Origin of the sequence: Pseudomonas sp. St386 (assembly GCF_018325865.1) — a bacterium.
Classification (GTDB): Bacteria; Pseudomonadota; Gammaproteobacteria; order Pseudomonadales; family Pseudomonadaceae; genus Aquipseudomonas; species Aquipseudomonas brassicacearum.
In genome coordinates, this window is record NZ_AP021900.1 from 597,952 (window position 1) to 620,768 (window position 22,817).

The 22,817-nt window shown below is 61.1% G+C and carries 16 protein-coding genes; 15 read left to right on the forward strand and 1 reads right to left on the reverse strand.

The annotated features are described in order from the left end of the window. Nucleotides 1–6: 6 nt before the first annotated feature. Nucleotides 7–2,652 (reverse strand): pyruvate dehydrogenase (acetyl-transferring), homodimeric type, encoded by a 2,646-nt coding sequence (gene aceE / locus KI235_RS02590; RefSeq protein WP_003197095.1) that lies wholly within the window; start codon nucleotides 2,650–2,652, stop codon nucleotides 7–9. A 382-nt stretch (nucleotides 2,653–3,034) separates the two neighbouring features. On the opposite strand from aceE, the gene glnE reads away from it, so the two are divergent. The 15 genes from glnE (at nucleotide 3,035) to KI235_RS02665 (ending at nucleotide 22,755) form a co-directional block, all read left to right on the forward strand. Next, nucleotides 3,035–5,986, forward strand: a complete 2,952-nt coding sequence (gene glnE / locus KI235_RS02595; RefSeq protein WP_212795477.1) for a bifunctional [glutamate--ammonia ligase]-adenylyl-L-tyrosine phosphorylase/[glutamate--ammonia-ligase] adenylyltransferase — start codon at nucleotides 3,035–3,037, stop codon at nucleotides 5,984–5,986. Nucleotides 5,987–6,328: 342 nt separating this feature from the next. Beyond that, nucleotides 6,329–7,363, forward strand: a complete 1,035-nt coding sequence (gene waaF / locus KI235_RS02600; RefSeq protein ID WP_003197099.1) for a lipopolysaccharide heptosyltransferase II — start codon at nucleotides 6,329–6,331, stop codon at nucleotides 7,361–7,363. Between the two features lies 1 nt (nucleotide 7,364). After that, complete coding sequence (gene waaC / locus KI235_RS02605; protein ID WP_003197101.1) at nucleotides 7,365–8,423, forward strand: lipopolysaccharide heptosyltransferase I; 1,059 nt, start codon at nucleotides 7,365–7,367, stop codon at nucleotides 8,421–8,423. Beyond that, the gene (locus tag KI235_RS02610; protein WP_003197103.1) at nucleotides 8,423–9,547 is read left to right on the forward strand and encodes a glycosyltransferase family 4 protein; all 1,125 of its coding nucleotides are present in this window, start codon (nucleotides 8,423–8,425) and stop codon (nucleotides 9,545–9,547) included. The genes waaC and KI235_RS02610 overlap by 1 nt, the downstream gene beginning before the upstream one ends. Further along, nucleotides 9,544–10,350: a lipopolysaccharide core heptose(I) kinase RfaP gene (gene rfaP, locus KI235_RS02615; RefSeq protein WP_003197105.1), complete on the forward strand. Its 807-nt coding sequence runs from the start codon at nucleotides 9,544–9,546 to the stop codon at nucleotides 10,348–10,350. The genes KI235_RS02610 and rfaP overlap by 4 nt, the downstream gene beginning before the upstream one ends. Next, on the forward strand, nucleotides 10,350–11,084 hold the full coding sequence (locus KI235_RS02620; protein ID WP_003197110.1) for a lipopolysaccharide kinase InaA family protein: 735 nt from the start codon (nucleotides 10,350–10,352) through the stop codon (nucleotides 11,082–11,084). Before rfaP ends, KI235_RS02620 begins: the two co-directional genes overlap by 1 nt. Beyond that, complete coding sequence (locus KI235_RS02625; protein WP_003197112.1) at nucleotides 11,081–11,833, forward strand: lipopolysaccharide kinase InaA family protein; 753 nt, start codon at nucleotides 11,081–11,083, stop codon at nucleotides 11,831–11,833. The genes KI235_RS02620 and KI235_RS02625 overlap by 4 nt, the downstream gene beginning before the upstream one ends. After that, entirely contained in the window at nucleotides 11,833–13,293 is a 1,461-nt protein-coding gene (locus KI235_RS02630) for a lipopolysaccharide kinase InaA family protein (RefSeq protein ID WP_028237536.1), read from the forward strand. Before KI235_RS02625 ends, KI235_RS02630 begins: the two co-directional genes overlap by 1 nt. 1,289 nt (nucleotides 13,294–14,582) lie before the next feature. Beyond that, nucleotides 14,583–16,340, forward strand: a complete 1,758-nt coding sequence (locus KI235_RS02635) for a carbamoyltransferase (protein WP_053161766.1) — start codon at nucleotides 14,583–14,585, stop codon at nucleotides 16,338–16,340. After that, nucleotides 16,324–17,454 (forward strand): glycosyltransferase, encoded by a 1,131-nt coding sequence (locus KI235_RS02640; protein WP_003197117.1) that lies wholly within the window; start codon nucleotides 16,324–16,326, stop codon nucleotides 17,452–17,454. Before KI235_RS02635 ends, KI235_RS02640 begins: the two co-directional genes overlap by 17 nt. Beyond that, nucleotides 17,455–18,351 carry an antimicrobial resistance protein Mig-14 gene (locus tag KI235_RS02645; protein ID WP_212795478.1) on the forward strand — a complete coding sequence of 299 codons (897 nt, stop codon included), beginning with the start codon at nucleotides 17,455–17,457 and terminating at the stop codon, nucleotides 18,349–18,351. It begins immediately after the preceding gene. A gap of 8 nt (nucleotides 18,352–18,359) precedes the next feature. Further along, the gene (locus tag KI235_RS02650; RefSeq protein WP_038856476.1) at nucleotides 18,360–19,778 is read left to right on the forward strand and encodes a PIG-L family deacetylase; all 1,419 of its coding nucleotides are present in this window, start codon (nucleotides 18,360–18,362) and stop codon (nucleotides 19,776–19,778) included. A gap of 60 nt (nucleotides 19,779–19,838) precedes the next feature. Then, nucleotides 19,839–20,723 carry a DUF6625 family protein gene (locus KI235_RS02655; RefSeq protein ID WP_003197122.1) on the forward strand — a complete coding sequence of 295 codons (885 nt, stop codon included), beginning with the start codon at nucleotides 19,839–19,841 and terminating at the stop codon, nucleotides 20,721–20,723. Then, nucleotides 20,720–21,874 carry a glycosyltransferase family 4 protein gene (locus KI235_RS02660; protein ID WP_003197124.1) on the forward strand — a complete coding sequence of 385 codons (1,155 nt, stop codon included), beginning with the start codon at nucleotides 20,720–20,722 and terminating at the stop codon, nucleotides 21,872–21,874. Before KI235_RS02655 ends, KI235_RS02660 begins: the two co-directional genes overlap by 4 nt. Then, nucleotides 21,871–22,755 carry a glycosyltransferase gene (locus KI235_RS02665; RefSeq protein WP_003197127.1) on the forward strand — a complete coding sequence of 295 codons (885 nt, stop codon included), beginning with the start codon at nucleotides 21,871–21,873 and terminating at the stop codon, nucleotides 22,753–22,755. The genes KI235_RS02660 and KI235_RS02665 overlap by 4 nt, the downstream gene beginning before the upstream one ends. Nucleotides 22,756–22,817: the final 62 nt, after the last annotated feature.

Genomic DNA, 22,817 nt, shown 5'->3' on the forward strand with positions numbered 1-22,817 from the left:
TTCTCCTCAGCAGTCCAGTGGGTTGCGTTTTTCCGGATCGATGCCGAACTTGGCGATGGCTTCGGCCACCACTTTAGGTTCGATATCGCCACGGTCAGCCAGGGCTTCCAGGGCTGCCAACACAACGAACTTACGGTCGACTTCGAAGAAGTGACGCAGCTTCTTGCGGCTGTCGCTACGGCCGAAACCGTCGGTGCCCAGCACTTTGAATTCCTTGGAAGGAACCCACTGGCGGATCTGCTCGGCGAACAGCTTCATGTAGTCGGTGGACGCGATGACCGGACCTTTGCGGCCGTTCAGGCATTCTTCGACGTAGCTCAGCTTTGGCTTCTGGCCAGGGTGCAGGCGGTTGCTGCGCTCTACGGCCAGGCCGTCGCGACGCAGTTCGTTGAAGCTGGTGACGCTCCAGACGTCGGCGCCGACGTTGAACTCTTCACGCAGGATCTTCGCTGCCTCACGCACTTCGCGCAGGATGGTGCCCGAGCCCATCAGTTGGACGTGGTGCGCCGCTTCGCGGGTGTCTTCCTCGAGCAGGTACATGCCCTTGACGATGCCTGCCTCGACACCGGCCGGCATGGCTGGCTGCTGGTAGGACTCGTTCATCACGGTGATGTAGTAGAAGACGTCCTGTTGCTCTTCGGTCATCTTCTTCATGCCGTCCTGGATGATCACCGCCAGCTCGTAGCCGTAGGTCGGATCATAGGTGCGGCAGTTCGGGATGGTCCCGGCCAGCATGTGGCTGTGGCCGTCTTCGTGCTGCAGGCCTTCACCGTTGAGCGTGGTCCGGCCCGCGGTACCGCCGATCAGGAAGCCACGGGTACGGCTGTCGCCGGCCGCCCAGGCCAGGTCGCCGATACGCTGGAAGCCGAACATCGAGTAGAAGATGTAGAACGGCAGCATCGGCTGGTTGTGGCTGGAGTACGAAGTACCGGCGGCAATGAAGGAGCTCATGGCGCCCGCTTCGTTGATGCCTTCTTCGAGGATCTGGCCCTTCTTGTCTTCGCGGTAGAACATCACCTGGTCTTTATCGACTGGCTCGTAGAGCTGGCCGACGGACGAGTAGATGCCCAACTGACGGAACATGCCTTCCATACCGAAGGTACGGGCTTCGTCCGGGATGATCGGAACGATGCGCTGGCCAATTTCCTTGTCCTTGACCAGTTGCGCGAGGATCCGCACGAAGGCCATGGTGGTGGAGATTTCACGGTCGCCCGAGCCGTCCAGGATCGCCTTGAGGGTTTCCAGTGGCGGGGTCGGAACGCTGAAGCTCTTGGCGCGACGCTGCGGCACGAAACCGCCCAGTGCGGCACGGCGCTCGGCCAGGTAACGGGCTTCGGCGCTGCCTTCTTCGGGCTTGAAGAACGGCAGGTTTTCCAGCTCGCTGTCCTTGACCGGAATGTCGAAGCGGTCGCGGAACAGCTTCAGGCTGTCGACATCGACTTTCTTGGTGTTGTGCGCGGTGTTCTTCGCTTCGCCGGCGCCGGTGCCATAACCCTTGATGGTCTTGGCCAGGATGACGGTTGGCTGCTCTTTGTGGTTGACCGCCTGGTGGTACGCCGCGTAGACCTTGTACGGGTCGTGGCCGCCACGGTTGAGCTTCCAGATCTCGTCGTCGGACAAGTCGGCAACCATGGCCTTGAGTTCAGGCGAGTTGAAGAAGTGCTCGCGGACGAACGCGCCGTCCTTGGCCTTGTAGTTCTGGTATTCGCCGTCGATGACTTCGTCCATGCGGCGTTGCAGGATGCCGTCGACGTCCTTGGCCAGCAGTGGGTCCCAGAAGCGGCCCCAGATGACTTTGTTGACGTTCCATTGGGCGCCACGGAACACGCCTTCGAGTTCCTGGATGATCTTGGCGTTGCCGCGAACCGGGCCGTCGAGGCGCTGCAGGTTGCAGTTGATGACAAAGATCAGGTTGTCCAGTTTCTCGCGGCCGGCCAGGGAGATTGCGCCCAGGGATTCCGGCTCGTCGCACTCGCCGTCACCCATGAAGCACCAGACTTTCTGCTTGCCTGGCTGGATGAAGCCACGGGCTTCCAGGTACTTCATGAAGCGTGCCTGGTAGATCGCCTGGATCGGGCCCAGGCCCATGGAAACGGTCGGGAACTGCCAGAAGTCCGGCATCAGCCAAGGGTGCGGGTACGAAGACAGGCCGTTGCCGTCCACTTCCTGGCGGAAGTTGTTCATCTGGTCTTCGGAAATACGGCCTTCCATGAACGCACGGGCGTAGACGCCTGGCGATGCGTGCCCCTGGAAGTAGATCAGGTCGCCGCCGTGTTCGTCGGTCGGGGCCTGGAAAAAGTAGTTGAAGCCGATGTCATACAGCGTCGCGCTGGAGGCGAAGCTGGAGATGTGACCGCCCAGGTCAGAATCTTTCAGGTTGGTACGCATGACCATGGCCAACGCGTTCCAGCGTACCAGCGAGCGAATGCGGCGTTCCATGAACAGGTCGCCAGGCATGCGTGCTTCGTGGGTAACGGGGATCGTGTTGCGGTACGGCGTGGTGATGGCGTAGGGCAGTTGCGAACCGCTGCGGGTTGCGAGTTCGCCCATACGGGTCATCAGATAATGAGCACGGTCTTCGCCTTCTTTGTCGAGAACCGATTCCAGGGCGTCCAGCCATTCCTGGGTTTCGACGGGATCGAGGTCTTGCATGGCTTGCTCCAGGGCGGAAAGGCTACCAGAATCGGTTGCCTGAGTTTGCGACTGGCCTTGTGGGCAGACGATATAAATTCTTGGATTGCCGAAGGTTGTTTCGGCGGCGTGTAGTTTTACTACAAATCGTCGGCCGTTTCAGCCTTTCGAATGTATAGACGAGTAGTAAAACTACACATGAGCGGCTTATGGCCCCTCGTTTCGTTGTGAGAATAATCGTTACTGTTGGTCTTTAGCCAACTCGAACAGGTAAAAACTTGATGCCGGCTGCCAATAAAATCAGATTTTCAGCTATTTATCATCTTTGTTCGACAGTCGATCAGGTAGTGTCTTTCGAAAAAACACTACATCCAGCCTCCCCCGCGCCGATCAAGGATAGACCATGAGCCTGCCCTCGCTTGCCCCAATACTGGAAACGGTACCGGCCATTCTCCAGTCATTGGTCAACCGTGCCGAGCAGTCGTTCCGTGCGGTGGTCGCCTTGCTCGACGACGATCACGGGCTATCGGCCTGGACCCCGCAGCGCTGGGAGGCATTCAACCGTATTGCCGCTGCCAGCGACTTTGTCATCGAGCAGAGTCTCCGTGACCCGGTGATGCTGCTGGAGCTGGTGCGCAGCGGCGAACTGGACCGCAGCCTGGCGCCCGGAGAAATGTGCGCGCAGATCGGTGCCGCCGTGCAGGCCGCCGAGACTGAAGAAGAACTGGGCCGCGTCCTGCGCCGCCAGCGCACCCGCCAGCAGGTACGGATCATCTGGCGCGACCTGACCCGCCAGGCCGACCTGGTCCAGACCTGCCGCGACCTCTCGGACATGGCCGACACCTGCATCGACCAGGCGTATCAATGGTTGTACCGGCGCCTCAGCCAGCAATTCGGCGTACCCACCGGACGGCGCAGCGGCGAGCCGCAGCAGATGGTCATCCTGGGCATGGGCAAGCTGGGTGCCGTGGAGCTGAACCTGTCGTCGGACATCGACCTGATCTTCGCCTACCCCGAGGGCGGCGAAACCGTTGGCGTCAAGCGACCGCTGGATAACCAGGAGTTTTTCATCCGTGTCGGCCAGCGCCTGATCAAGGCCCTGGACCCGATGACCGTCGACGGTTTTGTGTTCCGCGTCGACATGCGCCTGCGCCCCTACGGCTCGGCCGGGGCGCTGGTGCTGAGCTTCAATGCCCTGGAGCAGTATTACCAGGACCAGGGCCGCGACTGGGAACGCTACGCCATGATCAAGGCGCGCGTGGTGGCGGGTGACCAGGTGGCGGGTGCGCAATTGCTCGACATGCTGCGCCCGTTCGTCTATCGCCGTTACCTGGATTTTTCCGCCATCGAAGCGCTGCGCACCATGAAACAACTGATCCAGCAGGAGGTGCGGCGCAAGGGCATGGCCGACAACATCAAGCTGGGCTCGGGCGGCATTCGTGAGGTGGAGTTCATTGCCCAGGCGTTCCAGTTGATCCACGGCGGTCGCGACCTGAGCTTGCAGCAGCGTCCGCTGCTCAAGGTGCTGGGGACTCTGGAAGGCCAGGGCTATCTGCCGGCCAAGGTGATCGACGAGCTGCGCCAGGGTTATGAATTCCTGCGTTATACCGAACATGCGATCCAGGCGATTGCCGACCGCCAGACCCAGATGTTGCCGGACAACCCGCAGGACCAGGCGCGCATTGCGTTCATGCTGGGTTTTGCCGACTGGTCGGCCTTTCACGAGCAATTGATGTACTGGCGCGGGCGTGTGGCCTGGCATTTCGGCCAGGTCATCGCCGACCCTGATGAAGAGGCGGGTGGCGAAAGCGAAGTGGTGGTGGGTGGCGAATGGTTGCCATTGTGGGAAGACAGCCAGGATGAAGAGGCGGCGTGTCGTCAGTTGGAAGAGGGCGGCTTCGTCGATGCACCCAAAGCCCTCAAGGCCTTGGCCGCCCTGCGCGGCAGCCCGCAACTGCGCGCCATGCAGCGCCTGGGGCGCGAGCGTCTGGACGCCTTCATCCCGCGTCTGCTGGCCCAGGCCGTGGAACATGCCGATCCGGACCTGGTGCTGGAGCGGGTGCTGCCTTTGGTGGAGGCGGTGGCCCGCCGTTCGGCCTACCTGGTGCTGTTGACGGAAAACCCCGGCGCCCTGCGTCGTTTGCTGACGTTGTGCGCGGCGAGCCCGTGGATTGCTGAACAAATCACCCGTTTCCCCTTGCTGCTCGATGAATTGCTCAATGAGGGCCGGCTGTTCAAGCCGCCCTTGGCACCGGAGTTGGCGGCGGAGTTGCGAGAGCGCCTGACGCGCATCCCCGAGGATGACCTTGAGCAACAAATGGAGGCGCTGCGGCATTTCAAGCTGGCGCACCGCCTGCGGGTGGCCGCCTCGGAAATCGCCGGCAGCCTGCCGCTGATGAAAGTCAGCGATTACCTGACCTGGCTGGCCGAGGCGATTCTCGAACAAGTGCTGGCCCTGGCCTGGCGCCAGACGGCCGCCAAGCACGGCGTGCCATTGCGCACCGATGGCAGCTTGTGCGATCCGGGCTTCATTATTGTCGGTTATGGGAAAGTCGGCGGCCTGGAATTGGGGCATGGTTCCGACCTGGACCTGGTGTTCATCCACGATGGCGATCCTCAGGCGGAAACCGACGGCCCGAAACCCATTGACGGTGCACAGTTCTTCACCCGGCTCGGCCAGCGGATCATTCACCTGCTGACTGCCCAGACCAACTCCGGGCAGCTGTATGAAGTGGATATGCGCCTGCGGCCATCCGGGGCGTCGGGGTTGCTGGTCAGTTCACTCGGGGCGTTTGCCCGTTACCAGGAGAACGAAGCCTGGACCTGGGAGCATCAGGCGTTGGTGCGGGCGCGGGTGTTGGTGGGCAGCCAGGACGTGGGCCAGGCGTTCGAGAAGGTCCGCGCCCTGGTGTTGGGACGCAAGCGTGACTTGCCGACCCTGCGTCAGGAGGTCAGCGAGATGCGTGCCAAGATGCGCGACAACCTTGGCAGCAAGGCCACCGCCGCCGGGACCGCGCCGAATGCCTTCGAGGCGACGGCGCCCTTCGACCTCAAGCAGGATGCCGGAGGTATCGTCGATATTGAATTTATGGTGCAATACGCGGCCCTGGCGTGGTCCGAGGAACACCCGTCGCTGGTGCGCTACACCGATAACATCCGCATTCTGGACGGGTTGCAGGAGGTCGGGCTGATGCCGGCCGAAGATGCCACGCTGTTGCGCGAAGCCTACAAAGCCTACCGCTCCGCCGCCCACCGCCAGGCCTTGCAGAAAGATGCCGGGGTGATCGCAGGCGACCAGTTCGTGGATGAGCGTCGGCAGGTACTGCGGATCTGGCGGGAGCTGGGGCTGAGCTGAAGATTTAAATGTGGGAGCGAGCTTGCTCGCGATGACGGAGTGTCAGGCGACATTGATGTTGAGTGTGCCGGCCTCATCGCGAGCAAGCTCGCTCCCACAGTGGATTTGCGGTGTTGCACCGTGCTGAAGACATATACAGACCCCTTGTGGAAGCGAGCTTGCTCGCGATAGCGGAGTGTCAGGCAACATTGATGCTGGATGTGCCGGCCTCTTCGCGAGCAAGCCCGCTTCCGCAGTAGATGGGTGGTGTGTTGTAGATTAGGGCAACAGGCAACGACCTAAGCCACAGTGATTCTCGAGGCGGGGAGGCGTAGGCCTCCCCGTATCGTTTTTGGAAAGCACATGAATATTCTGATCGTTGGGCCCAGCTGGGTCGGTGACATGGTGATGGCGCAGACACTGTTCCAGTGTCTGAAGCAGCGTCATCCGCAGTGCGAAATCGACGTCCTGGCCCCCGAGTGGAGCCGGCCGATCCTTGAGCGTATGCCCGAGGTACGCAAGGCCTTGAGCTTCCCGCTCGGCCACGGCGTGCTGGAGCTGGCGACCCGCCGGCGCATTGGCAAATCCCTGGCCGGTCAGTACGACCAGGCGATCCTGTTGCCCAATTCGTTGAAATCGGCACTGGTGCCGTTCTTCGCTGGCATCCCCAAGCGCACCGGCTGGCGTGGCGAGTTTCGCTACGGCCTGCTCAACGACGTGCGCACGCTGGACAAAGAACGTTATCCGCTGATGATCGAGCGCTTCATGGCCCTGGCCTACGAGCCTGGGACCGAGTTGCCCAAGCCGTATCCACGACCGAGCCTGCAGATCGACCCGGTCACCCGCGAAGCAGCGCTGGCCAAGTTCGGCCTGAGCCTGGACCGTCCGGTATTGGCCCTGTGTCCGGGCGCCGAGTTCGGTGAGTCCAAGCGCTGGCCGGCCGAGCATTACGCCCAGGTTGCCGAGGCGAAGATTCGCGAAGGCTGGCAGGTCTGGCTGTTCGGCTCGAAAAAAGATCACCCGGTGGGGGAAGACATCCGCTCGCGGCTGATCCCGGGCCTTCGGGAAGAGTCGGTAAACCTCAGCGGCGACACCTCCCTGGCCGAGGCCATCGACCTGCTGTCCTGCGCCGATTCGGTGGTCTCCAACGACTCCGGCCTGATGCACGTGGCCGCGGCCCTGAACCGCCCATTGGTGGCGGTCTACGGTTCCACCTCGCCGGGCTTCACGCCACCGCTGGCCGACAAGGTCGAAGTCGTGCGCCTGGGCATCGAGTGCAGTCCGTGCTTCGACCGCACCTGTCGCTTCGGTCATTACAATTGCTTGCGCCAGCTCATGCCGTCGTCGGTGAACGAGGCCCTGGAGCGTCTGCAGGGCACACCCGTGGAGGTTCGGTAACTTGCGGGTATTGCTGATCAAGACCTCTTCGCTGGGGGATGTGGTCCACACCTTGCCGGCGCTGACCGACGCGGCGCGGGCGATTCCTGGCATCAAGTTCGATTGGGTGGTGGAAGAAGGCTTCGCCGAAATCCCTACCTGGCACCCGGCCGTGGGCAAAGTCATTCCGGTAGCGATCCGTCGCTGGCGCAAGAACCTCTGGCAAACCATCAAGAGTGGCGAATGGCGACGCTTCAAGCAGAGCGTGCGCGCCGAAAAGTACGACCTGGTCATCGACGCCCAAGGCCTGCTGAAAAGTGCCTGGCTGACCCGTTACGTCAAGGCCCCGGTGGCCGGTCTGGATAAAAATTCGGCGCGTGAGCCCCTGGCGGCGCGCTTTTATTCCCGGCGCCTGGCGGTGGCTCGCGGTCAGCATGCGGTCGAGCGCGTACGGCAGCTATTTGCCCTGGCGCTGGGCTATGACTTGCCGCAGACGCTGGGTAGCTATGGCCTCAACGTCGACCGATTGGTGGAATTGCCACGCCCCTATCCCTACGTGGTGTTCCTGCACGGCACGACCTGGGAGTCCAAGCATTGGCCCGAGCTCTACTGGCGCCAGCTCACCGAACGCATGGGGCAGTTCGGCGTGGTGGTAAAACTGCCGTGGGGCAACCCCGCCGAGAAGGCCCGGGCCGAACGCATCGCCAACGGGTTGCGCAACGCCCTGGTGCTGCCGAAGCTGAACCTCGGCGGGATGGGCAAGGTGCTTGCCGGTGCCCAGGCCTGTGTGGCGGTGGACACCGGTCTCGGTCATCTGGCCGCGGCCCTGGACGTACCGACCATTTCGCTGCTCGGCCCGACCAATCCGGTGCTGACCGGCGCCTACGGCAAGGGCCAGATTCACCTTGCCAGTGATTTCCCTTGCGCGCCGTGCATGCAGAAACAATGCACTTACCCGCCGACCGCCGAAGATGCCCGGCGGTTTGACCTGAAACGCGAGCAGCCCCTGTGCTTCACGCGTCTGAACCCCGAGCGTGTTGCCAGCCACCTGAGCACGTTATTGGCTGAGGAGCCGCGCTGATGCAATTGGCTTTTGTCCTTTATAAGTACTTCCCCTTCGGTGGCCTGCAGCGTGACTTCATGCGCATCGCCCTGGAGTGCCAGCGACGCGGTCACCAGATCCGCGTCTACACGCTGATCTGGGAAGGCGACGTGCCGCCCGGCTTCGAAGTGCTGGTGGCGCCGGTCAAGGCGCTGTTCAATCATCGCCGCAACGAGAAGCTCAGCGCGTGGATGGAGGCCGACCTGGCCAAGCGCCCGGTGGACCGTTTGATCGGCTTCAACAAAATGCCCGGCCTGGACGTGTACTACGCCGCCGACGGCTGCTTCGAAGACAAGGCGCAGAACCTGCGCAATTCGCTGTACCGGCGCTGGGGCCGCTACCGGCATTTCGCCGAGTACGAGCGGGCAGTGTTCGCCAAGGACGCCAAGACCGACGTGCTGATGATTTCCGAAGTCCAGCAGCCACTGTTCATCAAGCACTACGGCACGCCGCTCGAGCGCTTTCACCTGCTGCCACCGGGCATCGCCCAGGACCGGCGGCGGCCCGCCGACGCCGACCAGATCCGTACGGCGTTCCGGGCCGAATTCGAGCTGGCCGATGACGACCTGCTGCTGGTGCAGATCGGTTCCGGGTTCAAGACCAAGGGCGTGGATCGCAGCCTCAAGGCCCTGGCGGCGCTGCCCGCTGAATTGAGAAAACGCACTCGGCTGTTTGTAATCGGCCAGGACGACCCCAAGGTATTCCAACTGCAGAGCGCCGCACTGGGGCTCGGTGACAACGTGCGGTTCCTCAAGGGCCGCAGTGACATCCCGCGTTTCCTGCTGGGCGCCGACCTGTTGATCCATCCGGCGTACAACGAGAACACCGGCACCGTACTGCTCGAAGCGCTGGTGGCCGGGTTGCCGGTGCTGGTCAGCGCAGTGTGTGGGTACGCCCATTACATCGCGGAGGCCGACAGTGGCCTGGTGCTGGACGAGCCGTTTGAACAAGCGCAACTCACCGAGTACCTGGGTCGCATGTTGAACGATGCCGATGCCCGGGCGGCCTGGAGCCGCAACGGTCTGGCCTTCGCCGAGACGGCCGACCTCTACAGCATGCCGCAGCACGCGGCCGATGTGATTTTGGCGGAGCACGCACAATGAAGTTGATGCTGGCCGAACCGTTCAAGAGCCTTTGGGCCGGGCGCGATGCGTTCGCCGAAGTCGAGGCGCTCAAGGGCGAGGTCTATCGCGAACTGGAAGCCCGGCGCACCTTGCGCACGGAGGTGGACGGTCGTGGATTTTTCGTGAAGATCCATCGCGGCATCGGTTGGGGCGAGATCTTCAAGAACCTGTTCACCGCCAAGCTGCCGGTACTCGGCGCAGGTCAGGAATGGAAAGCGATCCAGCGTTTGCAGGAAGTCGGCGTGCCGACCATGACCGCTGTTGCGTACGGCGAGAAGGGCAGCAACCCGGCAGACCAGCACTCGTTCATCGTCACTGAAGAGCTGGCGCCGACCGTCAGCCTCGAAGACTTCAGCATCGACTGGGTCAAGCAGCCGCCGCAACCGGCACTCAAGCGTGCCCTGATCGCCGAAGTGGCGCGCATGACCGGCATGATGCACCGCGCCGGGGTCAACCATCGTGACTGCTACATCTGCCACTTCCTGCTGCACACCGACAAGCCGGTGACACCTGCCGATTTCAAACTTTCGGTGATCGACCTGCACCGCGCCCAGACCCGTCCAGCCATTACCACTCGCTGGCGCAACAAGGACCTGGCGGCGCTGTATTTCTCGGCGCTGGACATCGGCTTGACCCGCCGCGACAAGCTGCGTTTCCTCAAGGGCTATTTCCAGCAGCCATTGCGCCGGATCCTCGCCGAAGAGGCGTCGTTGCTGGCCTGGCTCGAAGGCAAGGCCAACAAGCTGTATGCCCGCAAGCAGCGATACGGGGACGCGCTCTGATGTCAGGCTGGAAACTGGAACCGGCCTACGCCGATCTGGCGCAGGATTTCGGCAGCCTCGAGGCGGTGTTCGCGTTGCAAGGGGAGCGTTTGACCCGTGATCCGTTGTCGGAGGTGATCCGGGTGCAGCGCAATGGCGTGAATTACTACGTCAAGCGCTACGTCGGGGCCGGCAAAGGCTTGCGGCGTTACCTGGGCAAACCCCGGGTCAAGTCCGAATGGCAGAACCTCAAGCGCTTCGCCAAATGGGGCATTCCCACCGCCGAAGTCGTGGGCTGGGGCTTGGAGCGAAGCGGCGCGACCTATGCCCGTGGCGCGCTGATCACCCGCGAGCTGCCGCATACCGAAGACCTTTCGGCCCTGGCCGACCGTCGCGATCCAAGGCTGGCCGACCGGGCCTGGGTCGAAGGGGTGAGCCGGCAACTGGCCGGTTACACACGGACCATGCACGAGCAGCGCTTCACCCATAATGATCTGAAATGGCGCAACCTGCTGGTCGATGACCAGGCGAAGCTGTTCCTGATCGACTGCCCGAACGGCGACTTCTGGCGCGGCTTCTGGCTCAAGTACCGTATTACCAAGGATTTGGCATGCCTGGACAAGGTGGCCAAGTATCACTTGTCGGCCACGCAGCGCCTGCGGTTCTACCTGCAATACCGCCAGCGCGACCGGCTCGATGCGTGCGACAAGAAACGCATCCGTCACGTGGTGAGATTTTTCGAGGGGCGTGAATGACTGATTTTCTGGCCGCTGAAGACCAGGCGTTGTTGCAACGTCATGGCCTGGACAGCTTCGAGGCCTTGTGGACGCGGCAACTGGACGCGGTGGACGAACCCAACACCTCGGGTGACGGCTGGAGCAGTGTGTTCCGGTTGGACCTGGAGGGGCAGGGTTATTACCTCAAGCGCCAGAGCAATTACCTGACCCGGACCTTGTCCCACCCGTTTGGCGAGCCAAGCTTCTCCCGGGAGTTTCGCAACATCAGCCGCTATCGCCAGTTGGGTATTCCGGCCCTGCAAGCGGTGTTCTATGGTCAGCGCAAGGTGAACGGCGAGGTGCGGGCGGTCCTGCTGACCCGTGCCCTGGACGGCTGGGATGACCTGGATTCACTGGTGCAGCGTTGGTCGAGCCTGACGGCGGCGCAGCGCACCACCATCCTCAACGCCTGCGGTTTGCTGGCGCGGCGCCTGCACGGCATGCATCAGGTGCACGGTTGCTTCTATCCAAAACACATCTTCCTGCAAGCCACCGCCGACGGCTATCAGGCGCAATTGATCGACCTGGAAAAGACCCGGCCGCTATTGTTCGGCCTGCGTGATCGGGTCAAGGACCTGGAGCCTTTGCTGCGGCGCGCCTCTGTCTGGAGTGATGCCGATGTGCGCCAGTTGCTGTCCAGTTATCTGGACCAGCCGCTCGACAGTGGGCTGGTCGACCGCTGGATGACCCGTCTGAACGCTCGGCGCAGCCATAAGGAAGCCCGTTGATGCATCTGTCCGAATTGAAGAATGCCGGCCGCATCCCCAGCCTGCCCATGAGCCTGGAACTGGCCGATGCCGCCGGCCCGGCGAAGTTGCAACTGCTTTCGCTGTTACGGGTGTTGCCGGGGCAGCGTTACGTCGGCGCGGGCGTCTGGCGTGGCCGGCCGGTATTGGCCAAATTATTGGTGGGCAACAAGGCCGCCCGGCATTTCCAGCGGGAACTGCAAGGCGTTCGCCTGCTGGCAGAGCAGGGGCTGACCACGCCGTTGTTGCTGGCCGATGGACTGAAAGAGGGTGAAGGCGGCTGGTTGTTGTTCGAATTGCTCGAAGACGCCGAGAGCCTGGGGGATGCCTGGAAACAGGTCGAACACCTGCCATTGCTGGCCGACGAACAGACGGCGGTGCTGGCCGAAGCCCTGGGCGCTATCGCGCAATTGCACAGCAAAGGCCTGTGGCAGGAAGACTTGCACCTGGACAATCTGCTGCGTCACGACGGCAAGCTCTATTTGATCGACGGCGCCGGCATCCGCGCTGAAACCCCAGGGCAGCCGCTGTCGCGGCAGAAAGTATTGGAGAACCTTGGGGTGTTTTTCGCCCAGCTTCCCAAAGCCCTCCAGCCGTTCAATGAAGAGCTGTTGGTGCATTACCTGCTGGGCAACGCCGAACACGCGCTGCCCATGGAAGCGCTGCAAAAACAGATCGACAAAGTGCAAGCCTGGCGCCTGAAGGATTTCCTCGCGAAAGTCGGGCGCGAATGCAGCCTGTTCAGCGTGCAGCGCGGGGCCTTTGGCCTGCGGGCGATCCGCCGTGATGAAGAAGCGGCCATGATACCGGTGCTGGAGCAGGCCGATGCATTGCTCGACCAGGGCCACCTGTACAAGACCGGCGGCGCGGCCAGTGTTGGCAAAGTCGAGGCGAACGGTCGCACCTTGGTGATCAAGCGCTACAACATCAAGAACTTCGCCCATTGGCTCAAGCGCTTCTGGCGCCCGAGTCGCGCCTGGCATTCCTGGCGCGAAGGCCATCGCCTGGCCTTTCTCGGCATCGCTACGCCCAAGCCCCTGGCGCTGCTGGAAAAGCGTTTCCTGTGGCTGCGCCGCGGCGCTTACCTGGTCACCGAATACCTGGCGGGGCCGGACATCATCGAGCGCTTCGGCCCTTACGTGCAAAACGGTGACGCCCCCGAGGCGGAATTGCTGGCGCTGGATCGCTTGTTCGCCGACCTCATCCGTGAACGTATCAGCCACGGCGACTTCAAGGGCCACAACCTGTTCTGGCAGCACGACCGCTGGGCGCTGATCGACCTCGACTCGATGTGCCAACACCGCACCCACGCCAGCTTCGCCCAGGCCTACGCCCGGGATCGCGCGCGGTTCATGCGCAATTGGCCACAGGACAGTGCGCTGTATCGGGTGATTGATCAGCGGGTGCCCAAAACAGTCGATAGCGCCTCGTCCACCCTATGAACCACAAGTGAAGACCCAGCTGTTCACTTGAGGTCGCCGATGCATCCTCGCCACGGACTGCATAGACCTTCAGGTCGAGAAGCGGGGGCGGATTCAGGTGTGAAATGCACTGCCGCCTTCGCGAGCAAGCTCCCACACTGGGATTGGGTTCATCTGGGAGGACCAGGTCGGCTGACAGGCCGCCTCGCGAGCAAGCTTTGCTCCCACAGATCTGACAGGTGTACGACCAGGAGAGCCAGGTCGGCCGTTAGGCCGCCTCGCGGTGGACGTTGATCTCGGCGCCCCGTTAACCGCGATGGCCGAACGCGGGCATGCCGAGCCTAGGCGAGGCGCCGAGTGGTGGGGCAAAGCGCTTTTGGTTACTTTTGGCTGGTCCGGCTCCCGGCTCTTCCAAAAGTGACCCGCTGTAAGAGCGGAGCCGTAAGCAGCCGTTACCGAAGAAACGGATATACACCCCACCCCACCCCACCCCATTCCATCCAAAAAAAGACCGTCGCAAGGTACTTCAATGTATTTCAAAAAATGTAGGAGTCTTCTACTCCATGAAAATAAAAAATCTACAGTAAAAGAATAATACCCGTTCCCTGCGTCGCGCTGAGTCAATCTTTGGTAAGGACTGTTAGGTTCCCATTGAGCGTTTTTAACGTCATAGGCGGTAAGTTGCACCCACAAATTATAGTATCCCGCTTTAATTCTTACTGTTCCGTCCCCATGATCTTGCACTTCAAAACTAATCGCCGAGCTGCCGTCTGCGGCGCCTCGTGATGACATTACTCCCCCCCATCACCTGTTGTGGCTAATACAAGATCGCGTTCAATTGCATTGGTTTTCAAAGGGCTCGCCACTGTCAAAGTTGACAGTGGCGACAAGCAGTTGCTTGAGTTATACAGAGTTATTGATTATTCCGTTGGGCTCTGTTTTTTTGTGTGCCCAGCGCTAGCTGTCGGAATGGATCATATGGCCGTATAGGCTGTCTTTTATTTGTCTTTTGCGGATGTTCAGATACTGCATGGGGGCAGGCATCGCTCGTTGTCGAAAGTGTGTACAAGCGTTTACGTGCCCACAAAACACGACCGGTCGATGTGTTCAAGGTTAAAAATCTTTAGCGCCGTGAGCGTCAATGAGTGCCCGAGCGACAGTGCTCAACAAGCTCCCACTCACTGCTAGAGGTTTAAGGGCGCTTTTAAGCTATAATCCCGCCCTTTAGCTGCCCCGTGCCCCAGGTACGCGGCGCATCAATTTTTCGAGGCGCTTGTCGCCCGTATGCAGACATAAGAGGCTAGACCCCTGTGGCATTGACGATTCTTGGCCTGTCCGGCGCCCTTAGCCATGATCCTTCCGCAGCGCTGTACATTGACGGCAAGCTGATCGCGGCGGCCGAGGAAGAGCGCTTCGTACGCGATAAACATGCAAAGAACCGCATGCCTTACGAGTCGGCGAAGTTCTGCCTGGAGCAGGCCGGCATCAAGCCTTCCGACGTCGATGTGGTGGCGATCCCCTTCGCCCCGATCAGCCTGTTCGGCGAGGCGCGCTGGCACTACGCCAAGCGCTACTGGTATGCCCCGGACCGGGCCCTCGACGCGATCCTGATGGGCAACCGTCGCTACAAGCGCTATCGCCGCAAGATCGTCTGGTGCCTGGAGCAACTGGGCTTCGATCCGAAAAAGATCAAGATCGAGCCGGTCGAGCATCACCTGGCCCACGCCTCCAGCGCCTACCACTGCTCGGGCTTCCAGGAGAAAACCGCAATCCTGGGCATCGACGGCAAGGGCGAATACGCCACGACCTTCTTTGGTTATGGCGAAAACGGCAAGATCCACAAGATCAAGGAGTTCTTCGACCCGGACTCCCTGGGCGGCCTGTACGGCGCGATCACCGAGTTCCTGGGCTTTGAAATGCTCGATGGTGAGTTCAAGGTCATGGGCATGGCGCCCTACGGCGATGCCACCAAGTACGATTTCTCGCGCCTGGCCTCTTTTGAAAATGGCGAACTGGTGATCAACACCGACTACGCCAACGTGATCGGCCTGCGTCGCTATAAAGAGAAGGGCAAGGGCTTCTACTTCTCGCCGAAGCTGATCGAATGGCTCGGCCCGAAACGTGAAGGCGACATCGCCGATGAGCCGTACATTCACTACGCGGCGAGCATGCAAGCGCTGTTCGAGAAGCTCGCGCTGCAAATGATCGATCATTACCTGGGCGACGTGCTCAAGGAAACCGGCAAGCTGGCCTTCGCCGGCGGCTGTGCGTTGAACGTCAAGTTGAACCAGAAAATCATCGCCCGTGGCGACGTCAAGGAGCTGTTCGTGCAACCGGCTTCCGGCGACGCCGGTACTGCCGTGGGTGCGGCGGCTTATGTGTCCCACGCCCGTGGCGTGCCAGTAGAGAAGATGGAACACGTCTACCTCGGCCCGGCCTACAGCAACGAAGACGTGATCGCTGCGTGCGCCCGTCATCCGAGCAAGCCTGCGTGGCGCAAGATCGACAACACCCCTGAGCGCATCGCCAAGATCATGGTCGACGGCAACCCGGTGGCCTGGTTCCAGGGGCGCATGGAGTTTGGCCCGCGAGCCTTGGGCGGTCGTTCGATCATCGGTTGCCCAAGCGCCAGCGGCGTGGCGGATCGGATCAACGAACAGATCAAGTTCCGCGAACGCTGGAGGCCTTTCTGCCCGTCGATGCTCGACACCGTTGCGCCGCAGATGATCAAGGTCGACCACCCGGCGCCATTCATGACCTTCACCTTCGAAGTGGCCGAAGAATGGAAAACCCGCGTGCCGGAAGTCGTCCATGAAGACGGTACTTCCCGGGCCCAGGTGCTCAAGCGCGAATACAACCCGCGCTACTACGACATGATGAAGGCCCTGGAAGTGCTGACCGGCAACGGCGTGTCGCTGAACACCTCGCTCAACCGTCGTGGCGAACCGATGATCTGCTCGCCGACCGATGCGCTGAACATGTTCTTCGGTTCCGATCTGCAATACTTGATCATGGAAGACATCCTGGTGGTCAAAGACGGCGTGGACGCTTATGACACGCTCGGCTGAGCGACATGTGCTGCAGTTCTGCCACGGTTATGACGGGCCGTTCCTGGACTGCGCCCGTCAGTACGCCAGCCTGTTCGCGGGCACTGGCTATCGCGTGACCACGGTGTTTCTCACCGGGGCGGCGGACGCGCAAGTTGCCGCCGCTTGTGCCTCGGACGAGGTGCTGTTCATGGAGTACCGCTCCAGCGCCATTCGTGGCCTGAAGCTGGGCGCCATCAGCGACCTGCGCAAGATTGCCGCCTCGCGCAATTTCAGTTTCTGCATTGCCCATCGCTTCAAGCCGATCTACATCGCCCTGCTCGGCACTCGCCTGCCGGTGATCGGCGTTCATCATGCCTTCGGTGACTACAAGCGGCGTACCCGCCGGCTGTTCGCCCATGTTTTTCGTAAACGCCTGAGCCTGCTCGGGGTTTCCGATGCGGTGCGTGACGACATGCGCCGCTGCCTGCCGAAATGGCCGGCGGCCCGGATCCAGACTCTCTACAACCGCATCGACCTCGATGTCACGCAGGCCAGCCTGGTTTCTCGGGAGGAGGCGCGGCACACCCTGGGGCTGGACGCACATGCCTGGATTGTCGGCAATGTCGGCCGCCTGCACCCGGACAAGGACCAGGCCACCTTGTTGCGTGGTTTTGCTACGGCGTTGGCATATCTGCCGGCCAACAGCCAGTTGGCGATTCTCGGTGAGGGGCGTCGGGAGCCGGAGCTGCGGGCGTTGGCGCTGAAGCTAGGCATCGCCGACCGCGTGCTGTTGCTCGGCCAGGTGCCCGAGGCGCGTCGTTATTTCCGCGCGTTCGATGTGTTCGCCCTGAGTTCCGACCATGAGCCGTTTGGCATGGTGCTGCTCGAAGCCATGGCCGCCGGTGTACCGTTGCTGGCTACTGCTTGCGGTGGTGCCAAGGAAGTGGTCGAAGGCGTCGGCATCCTGTTTCCGCTCGGTGACGCCGAGCACATGGCTCAGGGGCTGCAACACCTGGCGGCCATGGACGATCTGCAGCGTCGCCAATGCGCCGAGCTGATGCTCGACCGCTTGCGCGAGCGCTTCTCTGATCGCGCCGTACGCGAGGCATTCTGGCGTTTGCCCCAAGTCAACGAACTGGCGCCGAGGGCCTGAATGTTCAATCGATTCCAAGGCTGGCGTGAGCGCGGCTGGACAGCCGTAGACGCGTCGATTTATGCCCAGGCCTGGCAGCGTTTTGGCGGCAGTGTGGCCACCCATCCCCTGGTGGTCGAGCGCCTGGCGGCCCTGGCCGGGATTCCCGTGCGTTATCTGGCGTTCGAGCAGAACGGTGAACTCAAGGCGGCCATACCGACCTGGGGCCGCGACCTGGCGTTGTCCAAGGACGTGCTCAAGCGCAGCGGCAAGAAGGGCTTGTTCGATCTGGGTAATGCCGAGCTGATCCTGCCGGCGGCGCCCGATGCGCAAGCACCGTTGCGTCATCGTGGACGTTACCTGTCGGCCCTCAACGAGGGGCGTTTCAGTGGCTTGAAGTTGCAGCAGGAACAATTGGCCATGGCCCGCACGCCGGAAGAGCTGTCCAAGAAGTTTCGCTACAACCAGCGCCGTGAGCTGCGCTTGCTGGAAGAGGCGGGCGGGGTGGTGCGGCCGGTCGACGAGTTTTCCAGTGCCGAGCTGGCTTCGATCTACTGCGACCTGTTCCTGCGTCGCTGGGGCTTTGCGGCCACCGGTGCCGAGCGCATGGGCGAGGTGATCGAGTTGCTGCGCGAATGGCTGATCGGTTCGGTGATCTTCCTCAACGATGCGCCGATTGCCATCCAATTGGTGTATCGCGTCGAAGCGCCCGAGTGGGTCAGCGTCGAGTACATCAACGGTGGTGTCGACCCACAGACTCGCGAATTCAGCCCCGGTAGCGTGTTGAGCTTCCTCAACACCCAGAGCGCCTGGGAACATGCCCGTGCCGCCGGCAAACCGTTACGTTTTTCGTTCGGTCGGGCGGACCGGGAGTACAAGGACCGTTGGTGCAACCCCGTGCCGGTGTTTACCGTATGAATCCACCGATCAGTCGCAAGCAACAGTTGCTCAAGCGCCACCGTCGCAACAAGCGCGTGGGGCTGCTGCTCGCCCTCATCGCACTGGTCTTGCTGGGGGTGGCAGTGGCCTGGTGGTTGCCCCTGGTGTTGGCGGTGCTGGGCTGGATCGCCCATGAGGCGTGGTTCGCCGATCATCTGTTCTATTCGCCCAGGGATGATTACCAGTACAGCTTCCCGCCGTTCACCCAGCAACCCAAGGTGCACCTCAATGCCGGGCGGCTGCGGCTGGACGAAGGCGTGATTCTGGACGATGGCGCGACGTTGATTCTCGCGTTGCGGGTCAAGAGCACCTGGCTGGGGCGCTTCATCGACCCGGTTGTCGAAATGTTGGGCGGTGAAAGGGACCTGCAAACTTTCGAGCGCGGGGTCAACGGCCTGCGCTATCTCAATCTCAGCGAGCAGGGCCCGGCGTTGTCCCGAGGTGAGCTGCGCCTGCGCGGGCGCCATTGCCGTTTGCTGGGCGAGCCGACGCTATGGTCCTTCACGTCGCCGCAAGTGCAGCGCCAGCGGGTGATGGTCATCGCTCCCCATGCCGACGATGCGGAGCTGGCCGCCTACGGCTTGTACAGCCAGGCTGACGAAGCCTGGATCGTCACGCTGACCGCCGGTGAAATCGAAGCCGAACATTATCGACAGATGGGCTTGGACCGCGTTGAAGCTGCGCGGCTCAAGGGCCGTTTGCGCGCCTGGGACAGCATTGCCGTACCGCGTTGGGCGGGAGTGCCTGAAGCGCACTGTGTGCAGTTGGGTTACTTCTGCCTGCAACTGGCCGCCATGCAAGCGGCGCCGAGCCAACCCCAAGGTTCTCGCGAGGCTGACCTGAGCGATACCCGGCTGTTCCGTCAGTTGAACCCGTTCCTCCTGCCCGGCGATGCCGACGGCGCGCCGACCTGGGACAACCTGTTGGCGGATCTGCGCGAACTGCTGCTCAAGGCGCGCCCGGAGGTCATTGTGTTGCCGCATCCGACCCTTGATCCGCACCCCGACCATCTCTGCGCCCATCATGCCGTCCTGCAAGCCCTCGAAGGCCTGGAATGGCAGCCGACCACGCTGTTGGGCTATGCCAATCACTTGCACGACAACGATCGTTGGCCCATGGGCAATACCGGAGAAGGCGTGGCATTGCCGCCGGTCTTCGATCCAGGTCAGTTGATGCAACCCCTGAGCTTGCCTTTGTCATTGGCAGCCCAGCGGGACAAGGCCATGGCCTTGGGAATGATGCATGACCTGCAACCGCCTGCGCCTTTGAAGCGCCGGTTGAGGCGGTGGATACAGTATGTCCTGACCCGTAGAGTGGGGTCTGTTTATGGCGAGAACGATTTTTTCCGCAAAGCGGTCAGGCGTCACGAGCTCCTCTGGCTGCTGACACCTGCGAAGCACAGGTAACACATAAATGACGCATAACCACCTCCAGCGTCCTTCGTCCTTGGTGAATGTGAGCTTGCTGTGATCAATCCATGCCCGCGTATTCTTTTTATCATTCCGTATTTCGGACGCTGGCCGTTCTGGATGCCATTGTTTCTCGAAAGTTGCCGGCGTAATGCTGATATTGATTGGCTGTTGTTCAGTGACTGCGGTGTTCCGGAAAATCTTCCACCGAACGTGACGGTCGAAAGCACCACGTTCGAGGCGTATTGCCAGCTGGTTTCCCGGCGATTGGAGATCGAATTCAGGCCGAAACAGCCCTACAAGCTGTGTGATATCAAGCCTGCCCTCGGGTACATTCATGTCGATCGTCTCGACGGCTATGACTTTTGGGCTTTTGGCGATATCGACCTGGTGTACGGTGATCTTCGGCAGTATTTCACCGCTGAACGCCTGGCCAGCCATGACGTGTTTTCCACCCATGAGCGACGTGTCGCTGGCCATTTGTGCTTGATACGCAACAGCGCCCGTGCGCGTGAAGTGTTCAAGCTGATCAAACACTGGAAAGAGCGTTTTACCGATGATCGGCACCACGCGTTGGACGAAGGGGCGTTCAGCCGTATTTTCCTGTGGCGCAAGAATTTTCCCGAGCCGCTGTTTACCCTGGTGGGTAAATTCAATCCATGGCGTCGACGCAGTGAGTTCACAGAAGCGTTCAGCACGCCGGGTGGTTGCATAAAGTGGCATGACGGTTCGGAGAATTTCCCCCTTCGCTGGTACTGGCGTAATGGTCGTCTGACGAATGATCGGGATGGGGACCGCCTTTTCCCTTATTTTCATTTCGTCTGCTGGAAGCGCAACGAGTGGTCGGCCCTGCCCGAGCCAGATCCTGCCGGGATACAACGGCTGGCGACATCGCCTGCCTGGATGATTGATGCGGCGGGTTTGCACCAAGGAGAATTATGAGTCAGCGGTTGAAGGTGCTGCAGCTGCAGCCGGATTACAACGTTAAGCAGCATGATTTCGCCGATCTTGCGGAACAGATCGTCAAGGCCCTGCCCAGTGAGCGCTACGAGGTGACAGCGGCTTTTTTGCGTGGTCGCCCGGGGCCTGGCGAAGCCGTCAGTCGGGCAGACCGTTCGGTTTATTTCGAGTTTTCCGACAAGGCGCTCAAGGGAATGCGCCTTCGAGCGATGTGGCAGTTGTACCAGTTCTGTCGCCGGGAAAAATTCGATGTTGTCGTGTGCAATCGTTTCAAGCCCGTCAACATGATGTTGCAGCTCAATCGATGGCTGAAAATCCCGCTGTGCATCGGCATTTCCCACGGGTTCGGGGAATATGACCGATTTTATCGTCGCCGCCAGACGCAGCGGCTGGTGGATCGCCACTGGCGGTTTGTAGGCGTGTCTCCGGCCGTCAAGCAGTATCTGCTGGACTGTCGTTGCGGTTTTACCGATTCCAATACCTACGCCATCACCAACGCCATTGATATCCAACAGGCTGAAGCCTTGCAGCACCCGCGAGAGCGCGCCCGTGAACTGTTGGGTATCAGCCCTTCGGTGAGGCTGATTGGTGCCTTGGGTCGGTTGGTTCCGGTCAAGGGGCACACATACCTGCTGCAAGCCTTTGCCGCGCTCAAGGACAAATACCCTACGGCCCAACTGGCGATCATTGGCGCCGGACGGGAAGAGTCCCGGCTGGCGGCGCAGATCGATCAGTTGGGGCTGAGGGATCGCGCCCACCTGTTGGGCTTCAAGGAGAACGCTCTGCAATACGTGAGGGCATTCGATATCTGGACCATGCCCTCCCTGGCCGAAGGCTTGGGCCTGGCGCTGCTGGAAGGCATGAGTGGACATCTGCCGGTGATCGCTTCGGACGTACCGGCCATGTTGCCATTGATTGAGGGGGCCGGAGGCCTGGCGGTAACGCCCGCCGATGTGCCGAGCCTGATAACGGCACTCGACACCTACCTGGGGCTTTCGGACTCCGAGCTCAAGGCCTGTGGCGAGCGAGCCTATCGATACCTTGTCGAGCAGCACGATATCGAAGTATTCCGTCGGCAATACCTTGAGCTGATCGAGACCGGCCTGAATGAAGCCAAAAAGGAGCAGTCATGAGTGCCGCGCAACCTGTTGTAAGCGTGATCATCGCGTCTTATAACCATGGCCGATACATTGAGGAATGCATCCTCAGTGTCCTGGGGCAGACCTATCCGAACATAGAGCTGCTGGTCATCGATGATGGCTCCACTGATGACAGTGTCGAACGTATCCAGCGCTTGCAGGCGGTGCATGGCTTCGACTTTCGGGTCCAGCAGAACCAGGGGCTGACCAATACGCTTAACGAAGCAGTCGCCCGCTGCAGTGGCAGCTTGATTGTGCCGTTTGGTTCCGACGACATTATGCTGCCCGAGCGGATTGCCGTTCAGGTGGCCTACATGGACGGCAAGCCCGAGGTCGGTATCTGTGCGGGTAATATCGAACTGATCGATGCCGACGGGAATCTTTTTCCCGAGAGTCGTCAGAACCGCGAGGTACCCTTCCGGCGACTGGATTTCGAAGACATGTTCATGGAGCGCAAACCCTACCCGCCGGCACCGACCCTGATGATTCGTCGCGAGGCGCTGGAGAAGGTAGGTGGGTTCGATCCGCAGATTCGCCTGGAAGACCTGTTGATCGAGCTGAAAGTGACCCGGGCCGGTTATTTTATCGATGGCCTGAGCGTCTTGATGGCGCGCTATCGCAAGCACGCAACCAACTCCTACAAGAACCATCGGTTCATGACGGACAGTATTCTGCGCACCTATGCCTTGTTCAGCGATCATCCGCTTTATGACCAGGTACGCTATAAGTTTCTCAATTCCATGTTCCTGAAAACGTCCAACCGCGACCACACGTTCGCCCGTGAATTATTGGCGCAGATTCCCTTCAGGGCCTGGAATAAAAAAACCTGGCGGGGCTTGGGTCGGCTGTTTTTCTGCCCGCTGGAAAAACACTGAAGCCCGACCACCTTTGGCGGAAAAATCCAGGCCGCTACATTCGGTATCGAAGAGCGGCCTGC